This is a genomic window from Streptomyces sp. NPDC055506 (assembly GCF_053643595.1).
Genome location: NZ_JBSHKH010000007.1, coordinates 68,832 through 89,439, shown reverse-complemented (window position 1 = coordinate 89,439; position 20,608 = coordinate 68,832). Strand labels below are relative to the sequence as shown.

The window sequence follows — 20,608 nt, the reverse complement described above, 5'->3', positions numbered from 1 at the left end:
TGGCCGCCTGGGCGGACGGCGTATCACCCCGCCATGATCCACCATTCGATGATCTTTGAAGACGGACCCTAATACAGAAGGACGTGCCAGCGGCGCAGCAGGTCCGGCAGCCGTTTGCGCCCGTCCGGCACAGGCGACGCCCCCGTACATATCGAAAGTCGGCGGGACCAGCGGAGGTCACTGCGTCGCCACCTCGTCGACTGCACCCGCACCCCTCATGGCGCGCCGGGCAAGGCCATCGGCGTATTCGTTGATGCGTTGAAAGAGAAGCAGTCTGGCTCCTCTGCGGTTGCTGGGGGTCTGCAACTGGCCGATGGCGGCGACCACGGGCTTGGTACTTTGCTGCGCTTCGCGGAGCGCTTGGACCGGTGGACTGTGCAAATGGTCACCCTGGGTGACACGAGCCCATACAAGCGCGGATACCGCAGCCCGGGTCACGGGGGACTCCACGTTGGCAAGGCGGACCAGGCCTGCCGCGAGGCGAGCAAGGTCCTCGACAGGGACTTGCCAGGCACTCAGCCTTCGACGACGCGCGGCGAAATCCACGCGCGAGGCGTCGGCGTCCAATCCTTGCGCGACGCTCTCGACCGCCGTCTCGAACAGCGGCCACAGGCCGCCGGGCAAGAGGCTTTGCTTGAGTACGGTCAGGCTACGTTGGGCGGTGGCCAACGGCATTCCCAGGATCGCAGCGCAGTGTGGCCAAGTCCCGCCGCCGGCCATTTCGACGAGCTTGAGGGAAGCTACTCGGCGTAGATGGCGTGGCTTCCATACATCTCCAGGATTCCACAGGGACGTCAGATCGCCGAAGTGCGCAGCGAGCCAGGCCTCTGGCAAAAGAGCAGGGACATGCTCGATTCCGAAATGGCACTGACGTGAAGGAACGTGCTTTCTGGCGTGGTGATGGCCGCCAGCGCGGTTGAAGCCTAGGGACCGCTGGGCCAGGGCCCTTGACAGCCCTGGGGAGACGTCCATGCGCCGGAATCCGGCACTGGTGTTCGCTTCATTGCGTGTGAAAGCGGCGGTGGCGAGCGGCTGGATTCGCTCACGAAGGCCCGGGCCGTCCTGGTCCCGGTCGCCGAGCAGGGTGTCCGCGGCCAGCAGCAGTGCTGCGCACTGGGCCGGGTCTTGGGGAGCGGCCCATGCATCACGGACGCGCCTGCCAGGACTGCGGTTCTCGCGAAGGGCTGTGCAAGCGGCAACGTGGCGGGCAATCAGTTCGGCTACGGCGCTGGAGGGGGCGAAGCGTGCACTGTCGGGCCAGCTGAGCCGGATGAGTTGGGCGGCGGCGATCAGGTCGGAAAAGAAATGTTGGTCTTGGCTTGAGTTCGTGCCGCTGGTTCCGGGTGAGTGTTGGGCGCGTGTCAGATTCCGATCGATGCGTCGTTGCAGGGCAAGCATCATGACAAGGTCGCTGTCCGGTTCCCCGGCTACGCAGCCCGTCTTGTCGAGTCGCGCTGCACACAGCGGTGTCCGGACGCTGGCACCGACAGTTCCGGGCGCGAGGTGGTGGCGGCATTGTGCCGGGTGAAGTCCACCGATCGTGCGCTGTGTGATGAGCCCTTGCCGCTCGGTGTTCGACGGCCGGTTCGGATGACCTCCACACTGCGGACAGCCACACTCCAGGAGGCGACTGTGGGTGGTACACGCGAAGGAGACCGGGATATGCCAGCGCAGTTTCCACGGGCCCCCATATGCGTTCTGGATCGCACTTCCGTCTCCGGCCAGGCAGTTGGGGCAGTAGCGGCTGGACAGGCTGAAGGCCCAGGTGCGTCGGGCGGAGGCCATGTTGCGACTGCCCCCCACACGCATGGTGGCCAGCGGCGGATAGGAGGCTGCCATGGCTGACAGGGTGAGCGCGTCGGGTTCGCCCTCGCGCAGAGATGCAGCTGCCATGAGAGCCTTCATGGACTCCGCAGGCAAGGCCATCAAGTACTCGGCGGGCAACCGGTTTTGATGGCGGCTCAGGCCGCACAGGGCGGCGATCCTGGCCGGCGAGCGATTCAGTCGGTAGGCCAGACGCAAGAGCAGGCCTGGCAGGGACTCTTCCGGCAGTGGGGCGAGGCTCCGCGCCAGTGGACGTGTGGTCAATGGACCTGGTCCTGTTGTCGCACGGAATCGGAGGTGGTCCAGTTCGGCACTTCGATTCGCAGGTCAGATCCTTCGTCGCAGGCTCGGGCGAGCCGGGCAGCGTAGGCCGCGAGCCGACGACTCAGAGTCGCATAGGACGGCCTGCGCTGATTCCTGTTCGCGAATAGCCCTGCCTCTTCGGTCAGTCGGTGGGGAGAGTGGGAAGCGGAACGGCGGTGCGTCACCGTCGGGCTGTGAAGGTAGCTCGCCTCGTTGACCATGCACCAGATTACGGCCTCACCGACTCGGGGGTCCCCCGTAGCCTGGCGCTGCTCAAGACCGGGGACCCCGTCGCACAACGCCTTCCAATCTGCGGATGAAAGGCGCCATTCGGTTGTTGTACGGCGACGGTGGGCGTAGTCGATGCGACGGTTCTGCCCATCCAAACGACGCGCGACCAGGTCGACCGCGTCCTCGAACACAGGCCAAAGGCCGGGAGGTGTCAGATGCTTGCCCAGTACGTTCATCGTCCGGCGTGCACTGCTCTGAGGGATCCCTAGGGTCTCCGCGCATGCATGCCATGGCTGAGCGCAGACCAATTCGGCAAGGCTCAATGAGCCAGCCCAACGAAGGTGGCGCTCCAAGATCGTGGTCATCTGGGGCATGCGGTGCATCAGAGGCTGGAAATGCTCGTTAAACCAATCACTTGGGAGGAGGGGCGGGATTTCGTCGGTGCGAAAAAGATACGAATTTCGGACGGCACGCAATGTGGAGCGATTCTGGAACCCGTACACCCGCTGCGCGGTGGCGCGCAGCAAGGTAGCCGAAACGTCATTGTTCTTAAAGAGCTTGTCGCCGATGGACCGCGATCGGCGGTACACTTCGCGAGCGAGCGGCTCGATACGCTCACGCAGTGGGACAAGGTCCCGATCGCCGAGTGCAGTCGCGGATGCGAGCAGCAGGGCTGAGGTATGCGCTGTATCGCGGGGCGCATTACGCCGGATCTGAATTCCGAGTTGTGATGGGTCGTGCATATAGGGCGTGGCGTACTCGTCCACCAGGTCCGCCAGCGCGGTAGACGGCAGGAGCGAGGCACCCTTGGGCCAGCTCAGGGTGATCAGTCGTGCGGTCGTAATTAGGTCGGGGAAGTATGTATGCGGTGTCTGCTCGTCGGCCGTACAGTGCAATTGTCCTGGGTCCAGCCGCACGTTCAGGCTGTGTTGGAGATCGAGGATGCGCTGCATGTCCAGTGGCGACAGCGCGGCGGCAGCTTGCTTCAGGGCGTCCAGTCGTGCGCCGCACGGCGTGGCGCGGGCCCGCGGCTTGAGCGGTGGGCCGGGAGCGCGGTTACGGCACTGGCCCGGGTGCAGGCCGGAGACGTGGGGCATCTGGACAAGGCTGTATCGCCTGATGACGCGTCCGCTGAGCGGCTGGGTGCATGTGGGGCAGGTGTTCTCGAGGAGGCATGAGTGCTGCATGCAGGCGAACGTGACGGGTAGGTGCCAGCGCAGCTGCCAGGCACCGCCGAAAGCCTGCTGCACGGGCGTGCTGTCACCTCGTAGACAGCCGGGGCAGTAACGGCTGTCAGGGTTCGTGGCCCAGTTGATGTGTGACTTCGAGCCGATGTCGACCTCGTCGGCACGAAGCTTGGCAAGCGGTGGGTAGGTAGCGGTGAGGCCCTGCAAGGTCAGGGCGCGGACCTCGCGCAGGGTCAGGTGTGCGGCCCGGGCCAGTCGTTCGGCGGCGTCCGGGTTCAGTCCGCGAAGCTGTTCCTGGGGAATGCTGTCGCTGCGGCAGGTCAGACCGCACAAGTTTGCCAGACGGTGCGGAGTCGATCCCATTCGGTAGGACAGACGCAGGAGGAATCCGGCCAAGGATTCGCCAGGCAACGGATCGAGGCTCCGCGCGAGCGGACGGAGAGTCGATTGGATCACCCGGCGAACTCCGCTGCCGGTCCCGCGTCGTCGTAGACCGTGTTCCTGCTCTTTGACTTCTTCTTCGGCCGAGACTCCACCGGCGGGATCAATGGCTGTTCACCGGAATCGGCGTCCAGATCGGGAAGATCCGTCGGGCTGACGGCACAGCTGTTCAGCAGCTCCTTGGTCAGCCGCTCACTGCCGTCCTCGATCGCGACTCGGCAGCCTCGCTGGACCAGCTTCTCCAGGAGCCCGACCACCCCGTTGGTACGCTGAAACAGGTATTCCGGCATGGATCCGGAAGTGAGCATGCCCTCGGTGTCGTGCAGGAGCCGCAGGCTCTTCTCCAGCGCCGCCAAGTGATCGACCCAGGCCTTGATCTGCCCGGGAGTGTCGTAACCGAACGCCTGTAGATCGATCATCTCGAAGCGCCGCTCGTGCTGGGTCGCAGCGTCCGGATTGGGGCTGCGCCCGCGGTCCTTGACCGGAGGGATGACCCACCGCTTGGTTACCGGATCGAACCGACCGCGGCGCAATAGCCCAGAAGTGGGGATGCCGACACCAACCAGAATCAGAGTGACGGACATGCTCATGACCTCCAGAAGAAGGTCCAAGACGTCCTGGTCGCTCTCGCGATGCAGCTTGAGTCGCGTGATGTCGTCGATCACCAGAGCTTTGGTGGCGTGCGCAGCGATGGCTGCGTTCACCGTCCGCACGAGGTCTTCCTGGCGCATGTTCTTGTAGTCCTCGCCGTAGAAGTCGAGGATGCGTTGGCAGGTGGAAACAGGGGTCGCCTTGACCGGGCAGCGCACATACGCGACGGGAGCCAGCAGATCTCTTGTGCCGGCCATGGCATCGGGATTCATGTACTCGTTCACCTCCAGCCATTCTTCCTCGAACGCCGCGATCGCCGCACAGACCGTCTCCGTCTTTCCCTGGGCGCCACCACCGTTGACCATGACCCCGGTCCGGATTCCGGCCTTGTGGCTGTAGGCGCCGTCCTCGATCCGTGCTTTCACCAGCCACGCCACTGCCTCGCTCATCGGGGTGGACTGCACTGGCAGGCTGCTGTGAGTGGCCAGACGATGAAGGTCGTGAATTCGGCGTCGGCGGGGCGTCAACTGCAGATACTGCTCCATGCTCAGTACGGGTGCCGGCACGAATAGCTCACGGGTACGCACCCACCGCTGCCAGCCCTCCACCCGGGTACGGTCGATAGGCGGCCCAGGCAAGAACGAAGCGACTGCGCTGGTGGACGACTTGCTGCGCTCACTCACGGCCGACCGCCAGGCTCAGCGGCAGAATCGTTCTCCTCGTCGAGCAAGTCCATCAGGCTGCGCCCCCGCAACCGCTGGCTAAGGGGCGACGTCGCGGCCGGCTTCTCGGGGACTGACTCTCGTCGGCGTCGACGCTCGCTATCGATCGCAGCCTGGCCCTGCTCGGCCCGCTCGCGCCAACGCAACGCGACGACATTGTGGACCTCATCGCCCTGGTGGGACACAAAAGGTGCCACCTCGTCGGCGCAGGCAGCGACAGGGGCTGGCTTCGGTCGGTCGGCAGCCGCTGCCGCAGCTTGGGCCACTTCGCGGGCATGCTCGGTCCGCTGAGCCTTCGTCAGGCGCGTGGGCCACTGCTCGACGGGGACGTTGTCTCCGATCAAGTCCAGCAACAGGGGCAGCAGATCCTTGTCGGACTTCGGTTTCAGCCCCTGAGCGCGCAGCTCGCGCATCACTTGCCGCACACGGGCGTCACTGAACGCGGGCACCCGGCCCTCGTCCGGAAGGCCCACCCAACGCAACTGATGCCATTCATGGGTGAGCGGATCCTGAAAGAAGACGAAACAAGGATCACGTGGATCCCGGTGGAACACGTACTTGTTCTTCGCCGCCCCGCCCCGGCCCGAGGGACGGAAGCGCCATTCGTCCAGTGCCTCCCCGTCGTACCAGAGGTTTCGGATCTTCACGCCACGGCGGCCGTGAATCATCACCCGATGGGTAGGAAGCAGTTGGTAGTACAACTCCGCGGGTGGGATCTGCAGTGCGAAGCCGCCCTGGGCCATGGACGCGGCGAACAGGGTGTTCGGACTGTGATCTCCGGCAGGATCCCAACTGGGCGCGTAGGAACCGAATCTGCGGTTCTGCCAGATCTTGACGACCCAGGTGGCAAGCAAGTGCTCCATCTCCGCCACCGTGATGCATGCGTCGCCTTCCGGATCGATGCCGCGATCCGAGCTGTCGACGCCCTGATAGCCAGGAAGGATCCGGAACAGCAGGGACTGGATCGCGCCGAAGGCCCGCTCCACCGCCTGTTTGTCGGTCGGTCGCAGGACCCGACTCGGCCGGATCGTCGCACCGATTACCCGCTGCATCTCGATCAGGTGGTGATTCTTGTAAACCGAGCCGTGGTCGGTGGTCACGGTCTCCGGGGCGAAGAACGGTAGCCCGGCGACCTTGCCACCAGCGAATTCCGCGACCACGGTGCCAGGGACCCCGGGGTAGGCCCACTCCATCTCCTTGCCCCAGTCTGGTCGCATGGGCAGGGGCATCATGACGTCCCGCAAGATCATGGCGACGTCTACGGAGGTGTCTGAGACCAACGTGAGTCGGAAAGCCACGATCGAGTGCGTGTATACGTCCAGAGCCAGCGTCAGGTGCACCGACACCGGGTCGCCAAAGACCTGCTCGCGGACTTTGACCGGGAGGATCGTCGTGTCGAGTGCAACCACCTGGCCGGGCCGGCTCACCACTACATGTCGACCTGTAGCCACCGCCTGTGCCCGGGCAGCTGAAACGGCATAGCGCTGACGGGCTCCGGATGATCCGAACCACTCCTTCCACACGACCCGGAGCGTTTCGTAGCTGGGTACCGGTTCGTCCTCTCCGAACACCTCGCGGACGTACTGATGGATCAACCGTTCACGGTCCTTCGCCGTCAGCTTGGAGCGGTGCAGGGTCTCATGCCGCACCGCAAAGATGGCCTCACGTACCGCGGCTGAGATCTGGCGGCCGGTCGCCTCCCGTAGCCACCGGTCGTCTGCACATCCGATCGGACCGAAGCGTCGGCGGTCCAGATCCCAGCGGATCAGGGTGCGGTAGCTGACCTTGTCCAGGCAGTTGGCTGCGGCCAGGCCCGGGTTGCGTACCGTCTCCTGCCTCAGTTCCCGCACCTTGGCATGGCGTCGCTCGGTCAGCGTTGTGGAGTCCGGGTCGTATTGCGGCTTCGGCTCTCCGGGGAGCGCCATCAGGGGGTCGCCGCTGCGAAATCCGGTCTCCACTTCCCGTAGATGCTCCACGCGCAGCATCACCAAAAACCGCTTGTCCGGTGGCAGATCGAGAACGCCTTTTGGCTGCCTCCCGCGGTTGGCGGCCGGAAGGTCCTTCCTCGTCCGTGTCGATGGCCGGATGTTCGGATGGTGCAACAACTGCCGAACCGACGTCTTCCACGGCTCATGCTCAGGTCGGACCAGCACCACCTTTCCGACTTGGGGCTCAAACGCCTGCACGGTCCATGGCAGGCCGTTCACGATGAACTCGTTCCCCGGCGAGAGATCCCAGGCAAGCGCCGTCGTCAATGCCACCAGCTCCCGCTCGCCGGGCGCCGGGAGGGAGACCGTCGGATTGTGCTCGCGTCAGTTAGAGGGCCGGTGATTTGCAGGCCCAATCGGCGATGCCACAGCAGATGCATCGCATGAGCCCGGGCAACGGCCTCCAGGCTGCAACGCGCGACCAGGGTCCCGAATGGCTGTGGACCGTCTTCTGCCGCCCGAAGCAACTGCTCCTGGAGTTGCAGCGGGTCGGTCAAGCGCCTTCTACCGGCCGAGAACGTATCGATCAGGCCAACTACATGGTCGCGCCAACCAGCAACGACCGCATAATTCCACCCGGCAACCAGTGCGACCTCGGCAGCAGCGGCGAACTTGACTTCGTCTTCAGGCTCGATCCGCTCCGTAGGCCGCACGTCGATGAGCCACGGCGTGCCATCGGTCAGCAGAAGATAGTCCGGGATGTGTTCGACACTGCCGTTGACGCTTCGGAAGCGCAGACGGAACGGCTGAGCAAGAGCCTCCATCAGAGAACACGAGAAGTCCGCTGCCAGAAGGAGGAGTTCCTCCTCGAAACTCTCGAAGCCATGGTGCCGCTCGGTACTGACCAGATATCCGAGGCCGGGGCGATGCCACTGATCGGTACGCCAACTGAAGCGGCGGACAGGAACGCTCGAGAGCAAGTCGACCTCGCCCAGGTCCCTTACGGCAAAGCCGACCAACGTCCGCCCGAAGCGCCAGGCCGTAGTCCATCGGGCACTCCAGTCGGGCGGCATGACCAGTTGACCGACCGCATCAGCAGAAATGGCATGCATACGGGCGAGATCGTGCAGTGTTGATGTGTCCGACCAGGGGACACCAGTGCTCGATGGGTCAATTGGCGCGTGATCGAGCAGCGCGGGCTGGGGAGCCACGTCTCCGCCTTAAATGCCGAGAGTGCGATGGGAGGGCGAAGATCATCGTAGAGGTCATTGGATCTCTGTCGCGCCAGCGCGCCCGGCGTTGCCAGCAAGGATTCGCGGCGTCGGTGTCGAAGGTTCCAGGCAGACGTACCGACACGCTGAGTTTTCACCGGTCACTCCAGTGAAAGGTAACAGTGTAGGTGAAGGCGCCCAGGCCGGGGATGAGGTGCTGCAAGGCAGCGACTCCTAGCGGAGGAGGGCGGCCGGTCTGGTGGTGCGCTCACAGCAGCAGCGTTGGCCATGAGGAGACCGCGGAGCGCTCTCGGGTGAATGATCCAGCGGCGCCCTGGGGAGGATCCGAGGAGACGTCGTGGTGGGGGACGTGCCGATGCAGACGAGTGAAGGAGCGGGAGGGGGCCTTCTCCGGCGCAGGGCAGGAAAATCGATGAGCCTGTACGGATGTGCCAAGAATCCTCGGCAGACCGCGCACCGTGCTGCTGAAGCTGGTTGGCAAAAGCGCAGGTCAACCTGATGCTCAGGAGACACCTAGTGGCTGTGGTCACAATCAGCGTGTGACGATCGGTGCGTGGGCGCCTCAACCGGGTCCGCCCAGCATGATCTTCCACACCCGGGTCGCGACCTGCAGGTTGAGGCGGTCCTCCACGTTCGTCAGGTCATGGCCGCTGATCTCGCGGATGCGCTGGAGCCGGTAGCGAAGCGTGCTGCGGTGGATCGCGAGGGATTCGGCGGTCTCGGCGTAGTTGCCGCCGCAGTCGAAGTACCGGGACAGGGTCTCCACTAGCGCCGTACGGTGCCGGCCGTCGTAGTCGACGAGGGGTCCGAGCCACTCCCGGACGAACGCCTCCAGCTCTTGGTATTCGTTCCCGGGTCCCAGGATGCGGTAGAGGCCCAGATCGTCGAAGAACGTCGTGCCGTATCGGCTTCGGGACCGGCGGCGTACCTCCAGGGCGCGCAGTGCTTCCTGGTAGCGGCCGGGAATACCGTCCGGGGTGTCGCAGCGGGCGCTCACCCCGATCGACCCGTCCGGTGTTCCGGTCTCCCGGGCGAGCGTCTCGTGCAAGGCGTGGTCGTGGGGCCTGCCCTCGGCGACCAGGACAACGTGGTCGGAGCGCCGAGTCACCAGCGACGGCATGCCCACGGCCGAAGCCGCCCGGCCCACGGTCCGCGCGAAAGCGTCGTCCGCGACCTGGTCCCTCCACTGCACGACGACCACGTACTGGATGCGGTGCAGATCGTGTCCGAACGCCTCCGACCGGGCGTAGGCGCTCGCCTCGTCCATGCCCCCCAGAAGATCGTCGACCAGTTCGCGGTGCAGTCGCAGCTCGACCTCCGCCAGATGGCGCAGGTGCGACAGTTCCAAGGCGAGTGATGTGGCGGCGTGCTCCAGAGCGAACACGGTGTACTCGTCGGCTTCGCCCCGGGGATCGAGCAGGGCCAGCACTCCGAGGACCTGACCGCGTGGGCGTATCAGGGAGATCAGCCGGTCCTTGTTACGCACAGCTCCGCCTCTCCGGGCGATCGTCTGGAGCATCTCCTCATGGCGTGCGGGGTCCGGTTCCGGATAGGGGTCGGGCCGGCCGGGACCGGTCCAGGACCGCAGTCGGCCGAAGCGGTCCTCCACCAGCACGGGAAGTCCGGTGAGCTCATGCAGTGCGCTGGTGATGGCCTCCTCGCCGCCGCCCGAGGCCGCGACCTCGGCGAGGGCCTCGTGCACGGCCCGCTGATATCCCACCTCGACCACGAGGGAGATCAGCCGCTGCTGGAGGGCTGCTCGTTCTCCCCGCAGTCGGTGCAGCTCCAGCGCGTCTTCCTGCCGGCGGCGGTGCGCGACGGCGACCGACAGGGCCGCGGCGGTGAGGCGTACCAGCATGGCGAGCAGGAAGTGCTGGGCACAGGTGGGCCGGGAGCGAGACGTCACCACGAGGTAGCCGTGCAGTCCACCGGGTCCGTGCAGGGCCAAGGCCCGGCCCCTGGACCGGCCGGGAACGGTTACGGGGACGTCCCGCCCTGTCAGCTCTCGCACCGTCCGGTCGACGGTTGACGCATGACCCGGCCGGACCTGGGGGCCCGGGACCATTTGGCCGTGCGTTCTGAGGTATCCGGCCTCGGCTCTGTACGGGCCGACGGCCGACACGTGGTCCATGGCCAGGCGCAGGATCTCGCTTTCGTCCTGAGTGTCGAACAGGGCACGAGAGGCTGCCGGCAGCTTGTGGGACGCCAGGGTGGAAAGGGGCGGGCGAGACCCTCGCCGCGAGATCGTGGGGTGCTGTCCCAGACGGCCCGGCGGAAGGCCGCCTTCCCGGTCGGGACGGCGTCGGTACATGCTCCGGCCTCTGTAGCCGGCCATGGGATCACTCCCTTCCCTGAGCCTCCAGAGAGGAGACAGCGCCACGAGTTCCCCGACCAACTTACTCGAAATGTCCGAAGTGCCCGTCTCGTGCTCGCGGGGGGACGGGCTCCTTCGTTTTTCGACCTGCCGGGCGCAGGCGTAGAACTGCTCGGTTCGCGAGTCTGGGGCGTGCCGGAGGCCGCTGTGCATACCGGCAGGAAGGACTGGGCGATGACCGAGCAGCCTCGTAGGACCGTTGCCACGTACGAGACGTACCAGGAAGCCGAACACGCCGTCGACCACCTCTCGGACCAGGGATTTCCCGTGGAGAGGGTGGCCATCATCGGCCAGGACGTCCGCCTCGTGGAGCAGGTCGTCGGACGTATGAACTACGGCCGGGCCGCCCTGCAGGGTGCGGTGAGCGGGGCCCTTCCCGGAGCGCTGATCGGCTGGCTCTTCGGCTTGGTCGACTGGGTGGACCCGCTCGTCTCCGCCCTGCTCGTCGCCCTCTACGGCCTGATTTTCGGGGCGATCGTGGGCGCGTTGTTCGGTCTGCTGCTGTACGCCCTGCAGGGCGGCCGCCGGGACTTCGCCTCGGTCCGCTCGATGGAGCCCAGCCGGTACGACGTCGTCGCGGACGAAGCCGTCGCCGACGAGGCCGTACGGCTGCTCGGCGGGCTGCGGACCACCGGAGCCGGCGGCCGTCCCGCCCATACATGAACGATCAGATCCGCAGTCGCGGCGCATTCCGTCGCACCGGGAGGAGTTCCTCATGGCCAAGGCAGTGGGCATCGACCTGGGCACCACGAACTCGGTGATCGCCGTGTGGGAGGGCGGCGAAGCCTCCGTCGTCCCCAACAGCGAGGGCAACCGTACGACACCGTCCGTGGTGGCCTTCACCGACACCGGGGAACGGCTGGTGGGCCAGCTGGCCCGGCGCCAGGCGATCCTCAACCCCAAGGGCACCATCTACTCGGCCAAGCGGTTCATCGGCCGGCACTTCGACGAGATCCCGGACGAGGCCAGAGCGGTGGCGTACGACGTCGTCGAGGGCGAGGGCGGCGTCGCCCGCTTCAAGGTGCGCGACAAGCTCTACGCGCCCGAGGAGATCAGCGCCCAGGTGCTGCGCAAACTCGCCGAGGACGCCTCCAAGCAACTCGGGGAACGGGTCACGGAGGCCGTCATCACCGTGCCCGCCTACTTCAACGACGCCCAGCGCACCGCCACCAAGGACGCCGGGCGGATCGCGGGACTGGAGGTGCTGCGGATCATCAACGAGCCGACCGCGGCCGCCCTCGCGTACGGCATGGACAAGAAACAGCACGAGACGGTGCTGGTCTTCGACCTCGGCGGCGGCACGTTCGACGTGAGCATCCTCGACGTGGGCGACGGCGTGGTGGAGGTGCGTTCCACGGCGGGCGACAGTCACCTGGGCGGTGACGACTTCGACCGGCGCCTGGTGGATTACCTCGCGGACGACTTCCAGAAGGAGAACGGCATCGATCTGCGCAAGGATCCGCAGGCCCTGCAACGCCTGTTCGAAGCGGCGGAGAAGGCCAAGACCGAGCTGAGTTCGGTGACGCAGACGCAGGTCAGCCTGCCGTTCATCACCGCCGACGCCTCGGGCCCCAAGCACCTCACCGACTCGGTCATGCGGTCCACGTTCGAGCAGATCACCAGCGACCTGGTGGAGCGGTGCCTGGAACCTGTCAAGCAGGCCATGGCCGACGCCAAGGTCGGCGAGAGCGACATCGACGAGGTCATCCTCGTCGGCGGCTCCACCCGCATCCCCGCCGTCCAGGCCCTCGTGCGCCGGCTGACCGGCGGCAAGGAACCCAACATGAGTGTCAACCCCGACGAGGTCGTGGCCCTGGGTGCCGCGATCCAGGCCGGGGTGCTCAAGGGCGAGGTCAAGGACGTCCTGCTGCTCGATGTCACGCCCCTGTCACTGGGTGTCGAGACACGCGGCGGCGTGATGACGAAGATCATCGAGCGGAACACCACCATTCCCGTGCGCCGCACCGAGACCTTCTCCACCGCCGAGGACAACCAGCCCGCCGTCGACATCGTCGTCCTCCAGGGCGAGCGCGAACGGGCCGCCGACAACCGGGTGCTCGGCCGCTTCCAGCTCACCGACATACGCCCGGCGCCGCGCGGCGAACCGCAGATCGAGGTCACCTTCGACATCGACGCCAACGGCATTCTCAACGTCAAGGCCCGAGACCAGGACACCGGCAAGGAACAGGGCATCACCATCACCGAGAGCTCCAACCTCGACCGCGGCGAAGTCGAACGCATGGTCCAGGAGGCCGAGCGCAACCAGGGCGAGGACAAGGCCCTGCGCGAGGCCGTCGACGCCCGCAACGAGCTCGACGCCGTCGCGTACCAGGTCGAAAAGCGCCTCGCCGAGCTCGGGGACGCCGCACCCGCGCACGAGAAGTCACGCGCCGAGATGCTGGTGTCGGATGCCCGGGCGGCGGTCAAGGAGGAGGCAGGCGTGGAGCGGGTGCGGCCGCTGACCTCCGAACTCCAGCAGGTGCTGTCAGGGCTGGCGGCGCATCAGGCCGGCGCCACCACGGGCGGTCCCGACCAGGACACCACCGGGGACGGTGCGAGCGGTGGCGGCCCGAGTGGCGGTGGCGGTGACGACGACGTCATCGATGCCGAGTTCGACAAGGACTGAGGAACGCCATGCCGATCCACCCCAGGGAATCCGATCCGGCCGTGCCGGACCCGGCCGACCCGGCTCCGGAGGGCGCCGTACGCCCTCCCCGAGGGGATCTTCCACGCTCGGGCCCGCCGACCGGGCCGGGGCCCGGCACGGACGAGGAACCCGGCCCCGACGCGGCCGGCGGCCCCGCACCGTCCGAGGACCAGCACACGGCCGAACTCAAGGAACTCGAGGACCGCTGGCGGCGCGCGCTCGCCGACCTCGACAACCTCCGCAAGCGCCACACCAGGGAACTGGAGCGGGAGCGGACGGCCGAGCGGTCCCGTACGGCCGCCGCCTTCCTGCCCGTCCTGGACAACCTCGAACTCGCCCTGACCCACGCCGGATCCGACCCCGGTGCGATCGTGGAGGGCGTCCGGGCGGTCCGCGACCAGGCGGTGAACGTCCTCGAACTGCTCGGCTACCCGCGGCACGCGGAGACCGGCGTCGCCTTCGACCCGGCCCGGCACGAGGTGGTCGGCGTCGTCCAGGACCCCGACGCCCCACCGGGCACGGTCGTCGAGGTGCTGCGTCCGGGCTACGGGGACGGCGAACGGCAGCTCAGGCCCGCCGCCGTGACTGTCGCGAAGCGGGAGTGACCGGTCATGGCACAGGACTTCTACGAGGCGCTGGGCGTGTCACGGACCGCGAGCCAGGACGAGATCCAGCAGGCATATCGCAAACTCGCCCGCAAGTACCACCCCGACGTCAACAAGGACCCGGGGGCGGAGGAACGCTTCAAGGACCTCAACGAGGCCTACAGCGTCCTGTCGGACCCCAAGACCCGGGCCCGTTACGACCGCTTCGGCGAGGACTTCCGGAAGGTCCCCGAGGACTGGGAGGAGCGGGTCGGTGCCGGCGCGGGACCCGGCGGCGGCTTCCGCGCTCGCAGGACCGCTGGTGCGGGCGGCCCCCGTGTCCGGTACACCGGCTTCGGCGACGACTTCGCAGCGGAGGGCGTCGACATCGAGGACCTGCTCGGCTCGCTCTTCGGAGCAGGCGGCGCCCCCGGCGGTGTACCGGGGGCCGACCAGGAGGCCGAGCTGCCGCTCACCGTCGAGGAGGCGTACAAGGGCGGCCGCCGCACCGTCACGCTCGCCGGCCCCACCGGGCAGCCGCGGCGGTACGAGGTCGACGTACCGCCCGGCGTCACCGACGGGCAGCGCATCCGGCTGGCGGGCGAGGGCGGCCGGGGCAGTGGTGACGCCGCCGCGGGGGATCTGTATCTGCGGGTGCGTATCCAACCGCACCCTCGGTTCCGGCTGGAGGGCCGGGACGTGTACGTGCAGCTTCCGGTCACCCCCTGGGAGGCCGCGTTGGGCGCGACGGTTCCGGTGCCCACCCCCGGCGGGGGCACGGCCAAGGTCACGGTGCCCGCGGGCTCGTCCAGCGGCCGGCGGCTGCGGCTGCGCGGCGAGGGCATGCCGAACCCGCGTGGTGCCGACGGCAACCTCTACGCCGAGCTCCGCGTCATGGTGCCGCCCAAGCTCAGCGACCGGGAGCGCGAGCTGTTCGAGGAGCTCGCCGCCACCTCTTCGTACGACCCCAGGAGGACGTGATGAGCGACCGACCCTCATGGGCGGCGAGCGGCGGTCGGACCGCCCGGGCCGAAGCGGGCGGGCGTCCCGTACGGACGAGCGCCGGCTCCACGGCCGTGCGCTACGCACTCGTCCCCGTGCCCAGACTTTCCCTGGACACCGTTGCCCGCCGCTCGGGCCTCCACCCCGACCTGGTCCGCCGGTTCGTCGCCCTCGGCCTGGTCGACGCCGAACGCGACGCCGCGGGGCACCTGGTGTTCGACCCCGCGGCCCCGGCGGTCCTCGCCCGCGTCCAGCGACTGCGCTCCGGACTCTGCCTCAACTACGCATCCATCGGTCTGGTGCTCGACCTGCTCGACCGCATCAGCCTGCTCGAAGCCGCGCTGCGCGACCGCGGCAGGAGGAGTGACTCACCCCCATGGACATGAACCGTCTCACCCAGAAGTCACAGGAAGCCCTTCAGGAGGCGCAGACCGCCGCCGTCGGCATGGGCCAGACCGAGGTCGACGGTGAGCATCTGCTGCTCGCGCTCCTGGACCAGGAGGACGGCCTGATCCCGCGGCTGCTGCAACAGGCGGGCGGGGAGCCCGAGGAGCTCCGTGCGGCTGTGCGTGAGGAACTTTCCCGCCGGCCCAAGGTGACCGGCCCGGGTGCGGCACCGGGCCAGGTGTTCGTCACCCAGCGCCTGTCCCGGCTGCTGGACGCTGCCGAGCGGGAGGCCAAACGCCTCAAGGACGAGTACGTGTCCGTGGAGCACCTCCTGCTGGCCCTGGCCGAGGAGGGCTCGTCCACCGCCGCCGGACGACTGCTCAAGGAGCACGGCATCACCCGGGACTCGTTCCTGAGCGCGCTGACCCGGATCCGCGGCAACCAGCGCGTGACCTCGGCCAACCCCGAAGTGGCGTACGAGGCCCTGGAGAAGTACGGGCGCGACCTGGTCGCCGAGGCCAGGGACGGCAAACTCGACCCGGTCATCGGCCGGGACGCCGAGATCCGCCGCGTCACCCAGATCCTCAGCCGCAAGACCAAGAACAACCCGGTCCTCATCGGCGACCCCGGCGTCGGCAAGACCGCCATCGTCGAGGGCCTGGCCCAGCGCATCGTCCGCGGCGATGTGCCCGAAGGGCTGCGCGACAAGACCGTGTTCGCACTCGACATGGGCTCCCTGGTGGCCGGGGCCAAGTACCGGGGCGAGTTCGAGGAACGCCTCAAGGCCGTGCTGTCCGAGGTGAAGGCCGCCCAGGGGCACATCCTGCTCTTCGTCGACGAACTCCACACCGTCGTAGGCGCGGGCGCCGCCGAAGGAGCCATGGACGCGGGCAACATGCTCAAGCCGATGCTCGCCCGCGGCGAACTCCACATGATCGGTGCCACCACCCTCGACGAGTACCGCAAGCACATCGAGAAGGACGCCGCCCTCGAACGCCGCTTCCAGCAGGTCCTGGTCGACGAGCCGAGCGTGGAGGACACCATCTCCATCCTGCGCGGACTGCGCGAACGCCTGGAGATCTTCCACGGCGTGAAGATCCAGGACACCGCACTGGTCTCCGCGGCCACCCTCAGCCACCGCTACATCACCGACCGGTTCCTGCCCGACAAGGCCATCGACCTCGTCGACGAGGCCTGCGCCCGGCTGCGTACCGAGATCGACTCGATGCCCGCCGAACTCGACGAGATCACCCGCCGCGTCACCCGCCTGGAGATAGAGGAGGCCGCCCTCTCCAAGGAGACCGACCCCGCGAGCAAGACCCGTCTGGAGGAACTGCGCAAGGAACTCGCCGACCTGCGCGGCGAGGCCGACGCCAAACACGCCCAGTGGGAGGCCGAACGGCAGGCGATCCGCCGCGTGCAGGAGCTGCGTCAGGAACTGGAGCAGGTCCGCCACGAGGCGGAGGAGGCAGAACGCGCCTACGACCTCAACCGCGCCGCCGAACTCCGCTACGGCCGCCTCCAGGACCTGGAGCGCCGGCTCGCCGCCGAGGAGGAGCAACTGGCCGCGAAGCAAGGGGAGAACCGGCTGCTGCGCGAGGTCGTCACGGAGGACGAGATCGCCGAGATCGTCGCCGCCTGGACCGGCGTTCCCGTCGCCCGCCTCCAGGAGGGCGAACGCGAGAAGCTGCTGCGCCTCGACGAGATCCTGCGCGAGCGCGTCATCGGCCAGGACGAGGCCGTCAAGCTCGTCGCCGACGCCATCATCCGTGCCCGCTCCGGCATCCGCGACCCGCGCCGCCCCATCGGCTCGTTCATCTTCCTCGGCCCCACCGGCGTCGGAAAGACCGAGCTGGCCAAGACCCTCGCCCGGGCTCTGTTCGACTCCGAGGAGAACATGGTCCGCCTCGACATGAGCGAGTACCAGGAGCGGCACACCGTCAGCCGGCTCATGGGCGCACCGCCCGGATACGTCGGCTACGAGGAGGGCGGCCAGCTCACCGAGGCCGTACGCCGCAAGCCGTACTCGGTCGTGCTGTTCGACGAGATCGAGAAGGCGCACACCGATGTCTTCAACACCCTGCTGCAGATCCTCGACGACGGCCGCATCACCGACGCCCAGGGCCGCACCGTCGACTTCCGCAACACCGTGATCATCATGACGTCCAACATCGGCTCCGAGCACCTCCTCGACGGCGCCACCGCCGAGGGTGAGATCAAGCCGGACGCCCGTGCCCTGGTGATGGGTGAGCTGCGCGCGCACTTCCGCCCGGAGTTCCTCAACCGCGTCGACGACATCGTGCTGTTCAAGCCGCTCGGTGAGCGGCAGATCGAGCGGATCGTGGAGCTGCAGTTCGACGAGCTGCGAAGCCGCCTCGCCGAGCGTCGCATCACCGTCGAACTCACCGAGGCGGCCCGAGAGTTGATCGCCCACCAGGGCTACGACCCGGTGTACGGTGCCCGGCCGCTGCGGCGCTACATCTCCCACGAGGTCGAGACGCTGGTCGGGCGCGCCCTGCTGCGCGGCGACGTACAGGACGGCGCGAAGGTCCGCGTCGACGCCGAGCACGCAGAGCTGGTGGTCACCTACGAGCAGCCCGAGGACGTGAAGGGAGCGAAGGCGGCATGAGTACCGTGCAAGCCACCAACGTCACCTGCCCGCACTGCGGGCGCACCAACCGGGTGCCCGTGGCCGCCGAGGGCCGCCCCAGGTGCGCCAACTGCAAGCAGCCTCTGCCATGGATGGCCGAGGCGGGCGACGACGACTTCACCGAGGTCGTCGAGCAGGCCACCGTGCCCGTCGTCGTCGACCTGTGGGCCACCTGGTGCGGCCCCTGCCGCATGGTGAGCCCCGAGCTGGAGAAGGTCGCCGCCGATCTCGCCGGAAAGATCAAGCTGGTCAAGGTCGACATCGACAAGAACCCGCGCCTGGCGCAGCGGTTCGAGGTCCAGGCGGTACCGACGCTGCTGGTCCTGGACAAAGGGCAGACCATCGCCCGGCAGGCGGGTGCCGCACCTGCCCCTGCCCTGCGGCGGTGGGTGGAGCAGTCGATCGCCGGCCTCGAACCGGCCGGGAAAGGGTGAACAGCCATGACCGTAGGAACCGACCCCCACCTCGCGCTCGTCCGGCCTGTCCAGCCACTGACCCCCGAAGGGTGTCAGGAGTGTCTGCTGCTCGGCTCCCCGTGGGTCCACCTCAGGCTCTGCCTGACCTGCGGCCACGTCGGCTGCTGCGATTCCTCGCCGAACCGGCACGCGCGCCGTCACGCCGCCGCCGACGGCCATCCGATCGCGGCGTCGCTGGAGCCCGGCGAGGACTGGCGGTGGTGCTTCGCCCATGAGGCGTTCGTGTGATGGCCGGCGACGAGACGGGAGCAGGCGCAGCACAGGTGCCGGACGAGGGCGAGGAGAGCGTCCCCTTCGAGACCGCCGACATCTACGGCGCCTATCCCCGCTTGCCGGAGGACCAGTTGGCCCGCCTGGCGCAGCGTGGCCGGCGGCGCGCAGTCGACGCTGGTGATGTGCTGATCCGGGAGGGGGAGCGGTGCGAGACGTTCTACGTCGTCCTCAGTGGCTCGGTTGCCGTCGTCGAGGGCTACGGCACGCCTGACGAACGCCTGCTGCGTGTGCACGGCCCCGGCCGCTTCATAGGCGAACTCGGCCTCCTGAACGGGCAGGTGGCCTTCTACACCGCTACGGTCAGGGACCCCGGTGAGGTCCTCGCCCTGTCCATGGATCAGCTGCGTGACCTGGTGACCCGGGACTCCGTCCTAGGCGATCTGGTGCTGCGCGCCTGCCTGGGCCGCCGTGCCCTGCTCGTCGGGCAGGGCGCCGGTTTCCGCATCGTCGGCTCGCGCTATTCGCCCGACACCCGGCGGCTGCGTGAGTTCGCCGCCCGCAACCGGCTGCCGTACCGCTGGATCGATCTGGAGACGGACGAGGAGGCCGAGGCGCTGCTGCGCCGCTTCGCGGTCGGTCCGGAGCAGACACCGCTGGTGATATGGCGTGACACGACCCTGCTGCGCAATCCGAGCAACGCCGAACTGGCCCGCTTGATCGGCTTGCCGCCCCTGCCGTCGGGCAACGGCCGCGGCGATCTCCTCATCGTCGGCTCCGGTCCGGCCGGTCTCGCCGCCGCGGTGAACGCCGCCTCGGAGGGCCTCGGCACGACCCTGGCCGAGGCGTTGGCCACCGGCGGCCAGGCCGGGACGTCATCCCGCATCGAGAATCTGCTCGGCTTCCCCTCCGGCATCTCCGGCGCCGAACTCACCGACCGCGCCGTGCTCCAGGCCGACAAGTTCGGCGCCCGGATCAGCGTCCCGGCGGAGGCGGCCCGCCTCGAACCGCGGGACGGCCACTACGCCGTCGGGTTCGCCGACGGCAGCGAGATCACCGCCCGCACCGTCGTCCTGGCCACCGGCGCCCGCTACCGCCGCCTCCAAGTGCCCGGCATCGAACGCCTGGAGGGAACGAGCGTCCACTACTCGGCGACCGTCTACGAAGCCCAGCAGTGCCGCACCGACCCGGTGGCCGTCGTCGGCGGCGGCAACTCCGCGGGCCAGGCCGTGCTCTTCCTGGCCGGGTACGCACCGCAGGTGTATCTGCTCGTCCGTGGGCCGAGCCTCGAGGCGCACATGTCCCGCTATCTGATCGATCAGGTCGAGCGCCACCCGCGGGTGCGCGTGCTGCTGCACACCGAGATGACCGAGGCACTCGGCGACAAAACGCTGGAGGCGGTCGACGTGGTCGACCGCCGTACGGGCGAGCACAGCCGGCTCGCGGTGCGTGCCCTGTTCGTCTTCACCGGCGCCGACCCCCACACCGAGTGGCTGTCCGGCGCACTCGCCCTCGACGCGCGCGGCTTCGTGCTCACCGGCGCGGAGGCGCAGGCCTGCTCTGTTCCCGGGCTGTGGCGGAGCCAGGGCCGCGACTGCCTGACGCTGGAGACCAGCCTGCCTGGCGTCTTCGCCGCCGGCGACGTCCGCAGCGGCTCGGTGAAGCGCGTGGCCTCCGCGGTCGGCGAAGGCGCGATGAGCATCCAATTCGTGCACCGCTACCTGGGCCACACGGCCGCGCCCGGCGGCACCGACAGCTCCCCGCACACCCGTCGGAAGGAGTCAGCTTGGCTCGCATGACACCAGCGGGCGACGAGATC

General features: G+C 68.0%; 15 protein-coding genes. 9 read left to right on the top strand and 6 right to left on the bottom strand.

Annotated features, from left to right (window positions below; genetic code table 11):
• Positions 1 to 177: 177 nt before the first annotated feature.
• The 6 genes from ACWIF2_RS04935 to ACWIF2_RS04910 all read right to left on the bottom strand — a co-directional run bounded on the left by ACWIF2_RS04935 (position 178) and on the right by ACWIF2_RS04910 (position 10,794).
• Positions 178 to 2,088, bottom strand: a complete 1,911-nt coding sequence (locus tag ACWIF2_RS04935) for a TniQ family protein (protein WP_454358643.1) — start codon at positions 2,086 to 2,088, stop codon at positions 178 to 180.
• The gene (locus ACWIF2_RS04930) at positions 2,085 to 4,001 is read right to left on the bottom strand and encodes a TniQ family protein (protein ID WP_454358642.1); all 1,917 of its coding nucleotides are present in this window, start codon (positions 3,999 to 4,001) and stop codon (positions 2,085 to 2,087) included. Before ACWIF2_RS04930 ends, ACWIF2_RS04935 begins: the two co-directional genes overlap by 4 nt.
• Positions 3,998 to 5,122: an AAA family ATPase gene (locus tag ACWIF2_RS04925; protein ID WP_359156338.1), complete on the bottom strand. Its 1,125-nt coding sequence runs from the start codon at positions 5,120 to 5,122 to the stop codon at positions 3,998 to 4,000. Before ACWIF2_RS04925 ends, ACWIF2_RS04930 begins: the two co-directional genes overlap by 4 nt.
• Positions 5,123 to 5,256: 134 nt before the next feature.
• Entirely contained in the window at positions 5,257 to 7,560 is a 2,304-nt protein-coding gene (locus ACWIF2_RS04920; protein WP_454358640.1) for a transposase, read from the bottom strand.
• Positions 7,551 to 8,438, bottom strand: coding sequence for a TnsA-like heteromeric transposase endonuclease subunit (locus ACWIF2_RS04915; protein WP_454358638.1), 888 nt, complete (start codon positions 8,436 to 8,438; stop codon positions 7,551 to 7,553). The genes ACWIF2_RS04920 and ACWIF2_RS04915 overlap by 10 nt, the downstream gene beginning before the upstream one ends.
• Before the next feature lie 583 nt (positions 8,439 to 9,021).
• Positions 9,022 to 10,794, bottom strand: coding sequence for a PucR family transcriptional regulator (locus ACWIF2_RS04910; RefSeq protein ID WP_454358637.1), 1,773 nt, complete (start codon positions 10,792 to 10,794; stop codon positions 9,022 to 9,024).
• Between the two features lie 213 nt (positions 10,795 to 11,007).
• On the opposite strand from ACWIF2_RS04910, the gene ACWIF2_RS04905 reads away from it, so the two are divergent.
• Genes ACWIF2_RS04905 through ACWIF2_RS04865 form a run of 9 tightly spaced genes read left to right on the top strand, consistent with a single transcriptional unit; the run spans position 11,008 to position 20,588 of the window.
• A complete protein-coding gene (locus ACWIF2_RS04905) occupies positions 11,008 to 11,496 on the top strand; it encodes a general stress protein (protein ID WP_454358636.1) in 489 nt (162 codons plus the stop codon).
• A 52-nt stretch (positions 11,497 to 11,548) separates the two neighbouring features.
• Positions 11,549 to 13,459 (top strand): molecular chaperone DnaK, encoded by a 1,911-nt coding sequence (gene dnaK, locus ACWIF2_RS04900; RefSeq protein WP_454358635.1) that lies wholly within the window; start codon positions 11,549 to 11,551, stop codon positions 13,457 to 13,459.
• A gap of 8 nt (positions 13,460 to 13,467) precedes the next feature.
• The gene (locus ACWIF2_RS04895) at positions 13,468 to 14,085 is read left to right on the top strand and encodes a nucleotide exchange factor GrpE (protein WP_454358634.1); all 618 of its coding nucleotides are present in this window, start codon (positions 13,468 to 13,470) and stop codon (positions 14,083 to 14,085) included.
• A 6-nt stretch (positions 14,086 to 14,091) separates the two neighbouring features.
• Entirely contained in the window at positions 14,092 to 15,045 is a 954-nt protein-coding gene (locus ACWIF2_RS04890) for a DnaJ C-terminal domain-containing protein (RefSeq protein WP_454358633.1), read from the top strand.
• The gene (locus tag ACWIF2_RS04885) at positions 15,045 to 15,452 is read left to right on the top strand and encodes a chaperone modulator CbpM (protein WP_454358632.1); all 408 of its coding nucleotides are present in this window, start codon (positions 15,045 to 15,047) and stop codon (positions 15,450 to 15,452) included. Before ACWIF2_RS04890 ends, ACWIF2_RS04885 begins: the two co-directional genes overlap by 1 nt.
• Positions 15,443 to 18,082: an ATP-dependent chaperone ClpB gene (clpB, locus tag ACWIF2_RS04880; protein ID WP_454358631.1), complete on the top strand. Its 2,640-nt coding sequence runs from the start codon at positions 15,443 to 15,445 to the stop codon at positions 18,080 to 18,082. Before ACWIF2_RS04885 ends, clpB begins: the two co-directional genes overlap by 10 nt.
• Positions 18,079 to 18,537, top strand: a complete 459-nt coding sequence (gene trxA, locus ACWIF2_RS04875) for a thioredoxin (RefSeq protein WP_454358630.1) — start codon at positions 18,079 to 18,081, stop codon at positions 18,535 to 18,537. The genes clpB and trxA overlap by 4 nt, the downstream gene beginning before the upstream one ends.
• A gap of 6 nt (positions 18,538 to 18,543) precedes the next feature.
• Positions 18,544 to 18,807, top strand: a complete 264-nt coding sequence (locus ACWIF2_RS04870) for a UBP-type zinc finger domain-containing protein (protein ID WP_454358628.1) — start codon at positions 18,544 to 18,546, stop codon at positions 18,805 to 18,807.
• Positions 18,807 to 20,588 carry an FAD-dependent oxidoreductase gene (locus ACWIF2_RS04865; RefSeq protein WP_454358627.1) on the top strand — a complete coding sequence of 594 codons (1,782 nt, stop codon included), beginning with the start codon at positions 18,807 to 18,809 and terminating at the stop codon, positions 20,586 to 20,588. The genes ACWIF2_RS04870 and ACWIF2_RS04865 overlap by 1 nt, the downstream gene beginning before the upstream one ends.
• Positions 20,589 to 20,608: the final 20 nt, after the last annotated feature.